This is a genomic window from Protofrankia sp. Cr2 (assembly GCF_963555885.1).
Lineage (GTDB): Bacteria > Actinomycetota > Actinomycetes > Frankiales > Frankiaceae > Protofrankia.
The window spans coordinates 2436-8206 of sequence record NZ_CAUVXG010000039.1 but is presented as its reverse complement, the minus strand read 5'-3'; the positions used below and the strand labels follow the sequence as shown (position 1 = coordinate 8206).

The 5771-nt window shown below is 66.6% G+C and carries 4 protein-coding genes and 1 pseudogene; all 5 read right to left on the bottom strand.

Translation table 11 applies throughout. The annotated features are described in order from the left end of the window. Positions 1-1094: PstS family phosphate ABC transporter substrate-binding protein (locus U9978_RS16865; RefSeq protein WP_322762095.1), on the bottom strand; the 1094-nt coding region annotated here is incomplete at its 3' end. A gap of 233 nt (positions 1095-1327) precedes the next feature. Continuing rightward, a complete protein-coding gene (locus U9978_RS16860; protein ID WP_322762094.1) occupies positions 1328-3091 on the bottom strand; it encodes a phosphate ABC transporter substrate-binding protein PstS in 1764 nt (587 codons plus the stop codon). Between the two features lie 3 nt (positions 3092-3094). After that, a complete protein-coding gene (gene pstA / locus U9978_RS16855) occupies positions 3095-4261 on the bottom strand; it encodes a phosphate ABC transporter permease PstA (protein WP_322762093.1) in 1167 nt (388 codons plus the stop codon). After that, positions 4261-5307, bottom strand: coding sequence for a phosphate ABC transporter permease subunit PstC (gene pstC / locus U9978_RS16850; protein WP_322762092.1), 1047 nt, complete (start codon positions 5305-5307; stop codon positions 4261-4263). Before pstC ends, pstA begins: the two co-directional genes overlap by 1 nt. A 273-nt stretch (positions 5308-5580) precedes the next feature. Continuing rightward, a pseudogene (locus tag U9978_RS16845) lies at positions 5581-5771 on the bottom strand (hypothetical protein); the annotation flags it as partial.

Sequence of the window (5771 nt, the reverse complement as noted above, 5' to 3'; positions counted from 1 at the left end):
GTGCCCGTGCCCGAGGTAGGCAGCGAGATGAAGCCCTCGTTGGCGCTGAGCGGGTGGGTGCAGATGTAGCCGGCCTTACCGAAGACCGGGGTGTAGCCCGACCAGATCTTGTCCAGGCCGGTGCTGCCGGGCTGGTTCTTGAGCACGTTGAACAGCAGGCGGCCGAACTTGCCGGACGGGTTCAGGGAGTAGGGGCCGGCCGCGCCGTTGGCGACGTCGGGGACCGTGGCGGGAACGCTGTCGATCTGGCGAACGGTGAAGCCGTTACGGTTGTCGACGTCGCCACCGCGGGACTGGGCGACCCACTTGCCGGCCGAGTACGGCACCAGCGCGTCGCCGATCGTGTCACCGGCCTGGAGGTTGGCCTGCAGGCTCACACCGCTGTTCTCCTCGAGGGTGGCGGGCTGACGCACGCACGCACCCGGCACGAGGGCCGCGTTCGGGCCGTTCACGTCACCACTGTTGGCCAGTGCCTTGAGGAACGAGTTCCGCGTACCCGACCCCGACTGCGGCAGGTACGGCTGGATGGGCGAGCTCGGCAGGGCCGAGTTGATGGTGTGCCAGTCGGTGAGGGTGCAGCTGTAGATGGCGGTCAGCTGGGCCGTGCTGACGGTCTTCGGCGTCAGCTTCGGCGATACCGGCTTCGCCGCCCAGGTCACCACGTCCTTGGCGTAGGCGATGAAGGTCTTGTCGACGTCCGAAGCCTTCGTCGCGTCCGGGTAGCGCGAGGAACGGGCGAAGTCGACGCACACGCCGGACACGTTGTAGGCCGCCGGGTCGTTGTTCAGGGCCGTGACACCGGCGCTCGAACCGTTCGGCCGGGCGTAGTTCGCACAACCCGCCTTCGCCGTGATCGGGGTCGTGCCGGTCGCGTTCCAGCTGTAGAGCTTCTTCGACGGGTTCGTCGCGTTGTACGACACCGAGTAGTCGTTGATGATGTTCTGCGTGGTGTCTGATCCCACACCGACGATGTCGCCGGCCGCGGGGGTGACGCCCGCCGGCGGGTCGGCCAGAGCCGGTCCGCCCATGACGCCCACGGCCAGCGCCGTGGCCGTGATGGCGACCGTGAGGGCCGCCTTCTTCGGAATGTGCATGTTCCACTCCTCGTGGGGAACGGTTTTCACACGGCGACGTGCAACCGTCGCCCGAGCCGTCAGGTGGCTCCGGTATGAGATTTCCATGCCATCGATGAACACGGCCAGCCACCCGAGGGATTTACCGGGCAGCCACCAGGTAACCATTTCGTAAACACCGGTGAATATGCGTTCACAGGCGGCCTTGATATTTTGCCGGGCCGGCGGCGGAATTCTCGCCGCTCGGGTGCCGGTCATGCTGAAGGCGAGCGCCGACGCAGATGCGCGCTCAACAACGGAGGAACGAAGAAGGCGGCCAACACGGTGAGACCGGCGAACACGAAAAGGACGTTCGCCTGGTGGCCGCCCTGGCGTAGGCTGGATACCGATACCGGCGCCGCGGAGATGTCGCCACCACCGGAACCATTAGAGCCGCTCGATGTGTTCCCACCGGTGGCGGTGACAACCTGCCCGGTCTCCGGGTCGATCGTCGTGCCCGTACCCGCTGCCGAACCGGTGCCGTTCGCCGAATCGCCGCCCGTCCCGGTGCCGCTGCCACCCGAACCGTCGCCCCCGGACGTGTCGCCCGAACCGCTGCCGGTTCCGCTCCCACTGCCGCTACCGGAGCCAGAACCAGTACCGCTGGTCGAGCCGGTACCGCTGCTCGAACCAGTACCGCTGGTCGAGCCGGAACCGCTGGGCGTGCCGGCCGTTGTCGAGGTGCACGCCGCCGCGCCGACCTTCGCGCAGTCGGGGGGCCGCGGCGCGGTGTTGAGCACCTGCAACGCGGGATTGTTGCAACTGGCCAGGGTCGGTGGAGTGATGTGCCCCGGTATCCGGTTCATCTGGTCGAAGCCGGCCTGCACGAGGTTGACCGGCAGCGGTGAGAATCCGAGGTTCTCCGCCTTCTCCTGGCCGGCGCACAGGAAGTAACTCATGAACGTCGTCAGCGTCCGTCCCTTGTCGGCGGTGAAGCGCCCGACCTCCGCAGTCGGAACAATCATGTAGCTGTAGCTTGAGACCGGGTAGACGCGGGGGTCGTTGTAGACGTAGACACCGTCGAGGTTCTGGGTGAGGTCGGTGTTGATTTTCGCCTGCGTGAGAGCAACCGCGACATTGCCCGCAGTCGGCTGGACGTAATATCCACCGGCGTTCAGGATGCTGGCGACCGGGAAACCCGAACGCTGGGCGTAGGAGTACTCGACGTAGGTGATGGCGCCCTCGCCGTACGGCGCGGCGACATAGTTGGCGACACCGCTCGAAAGCGCCTGACCCTTTGCCCCGGGAAACGTCGGGTAGAAGGACTGCAGGCCGCAGTTACCGGAAAAACCCGCGTACTTTCTGCAGAAATCCGCCCACAGCCCGGGGTACTGCTTCGACATGTAGAGGGTGAACTGGGCGGAGGTGCCCGAACCGTCGGAGCGCAGGACGGGGGTGATGGCCTTGTCCGGCAGCTGTCGGCCGTTGTCCGCGGTGATGGCCGGATCGGACCAGTTGGTGATGACTCCGGTGAAGATCTTGGTGAGGGTCTCGCCCGAGAGTCGAAGGTTCGTGACCTGTTTGCCCGCGACGGTCAGGTGATACATGAACGACGTCCCGCCGGCGACGATCGGCAGATAGGCGTAGGGCCGCCTGGCCGCGAGCGGCAGCTCGTCGGTGTCGTTGCTGCCCGGGATCCGAGGCTGGAACGGGATCTCGGAGACGGCGAAGTCGTTGAGCCCGTTCCAGTAGTCCGACCGTCCCGACGACGAGCCGTTACCGGTGTAATTGACCGGCAGCCCGTTCTTGCGGACGTCGCGGACCCACTGGCTGATCATGATCTCGCTCCAGGTGGAGCCAGATCCCGCAACAGCGGCATAGGGGGCGTCGGCGCTGGCCGGCGGGCTCGCCGCCATCGCGACCCCGCCGATCGTGACCGCGCTCAACGCGATCGCGACGAAGCGGGCGACCAGACGACGACCCTTCTCGCCTGCGGTTGGAGAGCCTGGGCGTGTCTTCCCGGGCAGGACGGCGAGCATCTTCTAGGACACCTCCGCGGAGCGGCGCTTCTGCCGGCGTGAGAGCGCTCCGGGGTTGCGACCACCGACAACGCGGGCGATGACGAACAGCACGAGGACGATGACGAGCAGCGTCAGGGCCGCGCCATAGGCACGTGCGACCGACTCGGGCTGTGGAAACTTGACGTAGTTGAGGACGTAGAGCGGCAGCGAGAGCATCGCGCCGTGGGCCGGGTCGGCGTTGAGGTCGTTGGTGAAGCCCGCCGTGAGCAGCACCGGCGCCGTCTCGCCGACGCCGCGGGCAACCCCGAGGATGACCGCGGTCAGCAGGCCCGACCGGGCGGTGGGCAGGACCACGTGCCACACGGTCTTCCACTGGCTTCCGCCGAGGGCGAGGGACGCCTCCCGCAGACCACCGGGGACGATCCGGAAGACGACCTCTGCCGTCCGGGTGATGATCGGCATCATCATCACTGTGATGGCGAGCGAGGCGGCGAACCCACACCGGTTCGTGCCGAGCGACAGCACCACGGTCGCGAAGACGAACAGGCCCGCGACCACCGAGGGGATCGCGCTCATCGTGTCGACGATCGTGCGTACCGGCCGGGCGAGGGGACCGCGTACCTCGTTGAGGAACAGGGCGGTGGTGATCCCGAGCGGAACCGAGATCAGTACCGCGACGCCGACCTGCAGCAGCGTGCCCACGATGGCGTGGAGCGCGCCGCCGGAGTTCAGCGGGTCCGATGGGGCCGTCACCGACATCGTCTGGGTGAAGAAGTTGAGGTGCAGCGCGGTGTAACCACGAAACGCCGTATAGCCAATGATCAAGGAAAGTATCGTGACGACCGTCAGCCCGGCGGCGTGGCAGATCACCGACATGACCCGGTCGGCCAGTGCTACGCCGCGGCCCTCCCGCGAGAGCACGACGGTCGAGTAGACCGCCAGGAAGAGCACGTAGCAGCACAGCCAGAAACCGACGGTCCCCGACAGCGGCAGCAGCCGCTCGAACAGAACCCAGGTCAGACAGAGTGCGCACAGCGCCGACCCACCGATGGCGAGAACATCGTCTGCGGTGACCTGGGCCGGGCGGATCCGGATCTCCGGCGGTGACTCAGGCAGCGCGGGTCCGGCCGGGTTCCGCACTGTGCCGGGCACCGGGTGCCCGAGCGGTGAAGTCGTGGTGATCGCCATCAGATCTCCGTTGCCTCGCCGGAACGGGACCGGCTGATGATGGTCGAGGCGAGCGCGTTGACCAGCAGTGTCAGGGCGAAGAGCACCAGGCCAGCGCCGAAGAGCGCCGCCAGCCCGAACGACCCGGACTCGTTGTAACGCAGCGCAATGAGCGAGGAGATCGACATCCCGCCCTGCTCCAGAATGTGGATCATTCGTCCGGGCGAGGCGAAGAGCGGTGCGATGATCAGATAGACGGCGATGGTCTCGCCCAGCGCCCGCCCGAGGCCGAGCATGACCGCGCCGACCATGCCGCCTCGGCCGAATGGCAGGACGACCGCGCGGATCATGCCCCAGCGGGTGCCACCGAGTGCCAGCGCCCCCTCCCGTTCGCCGGCCGGGGTCTGCGAGAAGACCTCACGCATGATCGATGTGATGATCGGCGTGACCATGAGTGCGACGACAAGCCCGGCGATGAAGGTGGACGAGGCGTACTGACCGAGACCGGTGACCCCGCGGTGGGTGCGGAAGAACGGAAACCAGCCGAGATGGTCGGCCAACCAACGGCTCACCGTGATGGCCCGGGGCTGGAGGAAGAAGAAGCCCCACAGCCCGTAGACGATGCTGGGGATGGCGGCCATGAGATCGAGCAGGGAAACCATCGGACGGCGCAACCTACGCGGCGCGTACTCCGACACGAACAATGCGGTACAGATCGACAGCGGAACGGCGACGACGAGCGCGACACTCGCGATGAGGATCGTTCCCAACAGTACTGCGCCGACACCGAACGTGTTCGAGCTCGGCAACCACTGGGTCTCGGTGAAGAAGGACAGGCCGACCTTCCGCAGGGCCGGCAGTGCCTTGTAGAGCAGAAAGACGCCGATGAAGCCCATCGTCGTCATCACGGTTATGGCGGCCGTCCGGCTGACGCCGCGAAACAGGCGGTCGGCAGTTCCCGGCCGTGGGCGCGTGTCGCGCCGGACCTCGGCAGGGGAACCCGCATCCCCGCCCGATGCCACCTGGCCTGTCTCCAGGCCAGTGGCCAGATACGCGCCGGGCGTCACGGTGGAGTCTCCCCCTGACCGGCGCCGGCGACGTCGGTTCTTCTCCATCGCTTCGATATAAAAACAGACAACGCCGCCCAGGTGGCGATCCGAAGGTGAACAGACCCCGAATTCTGACAGCCGACAGGGGACACCACAGGTATATGAAATGAATATCCGTTCATTTCATCCGCAGTGGCGGGCTGCAGCGGGGCGGGGCGGATTACTCGATCGGGGCTATTGCTTGATCGGGGATTTTGCTTGATCGGGGATTTTGCTTGATCGGGGATCGGCTCAGCCGATTCGGACGAAGCGAGCCGCGTCGACGACGACGTAGTTGTCGGTTCCGGTGGTCGCCACGGTCACGGTTCCCGCCGTTCCGACATCAAACGGCCAGGCCCCGAGCGGTACCCATCGACTGCCACCGGCGCGCTGGTCCACGGTGACCGCGGCCGAGCCGCCCTGGTAACCCACGGTTACCGGCA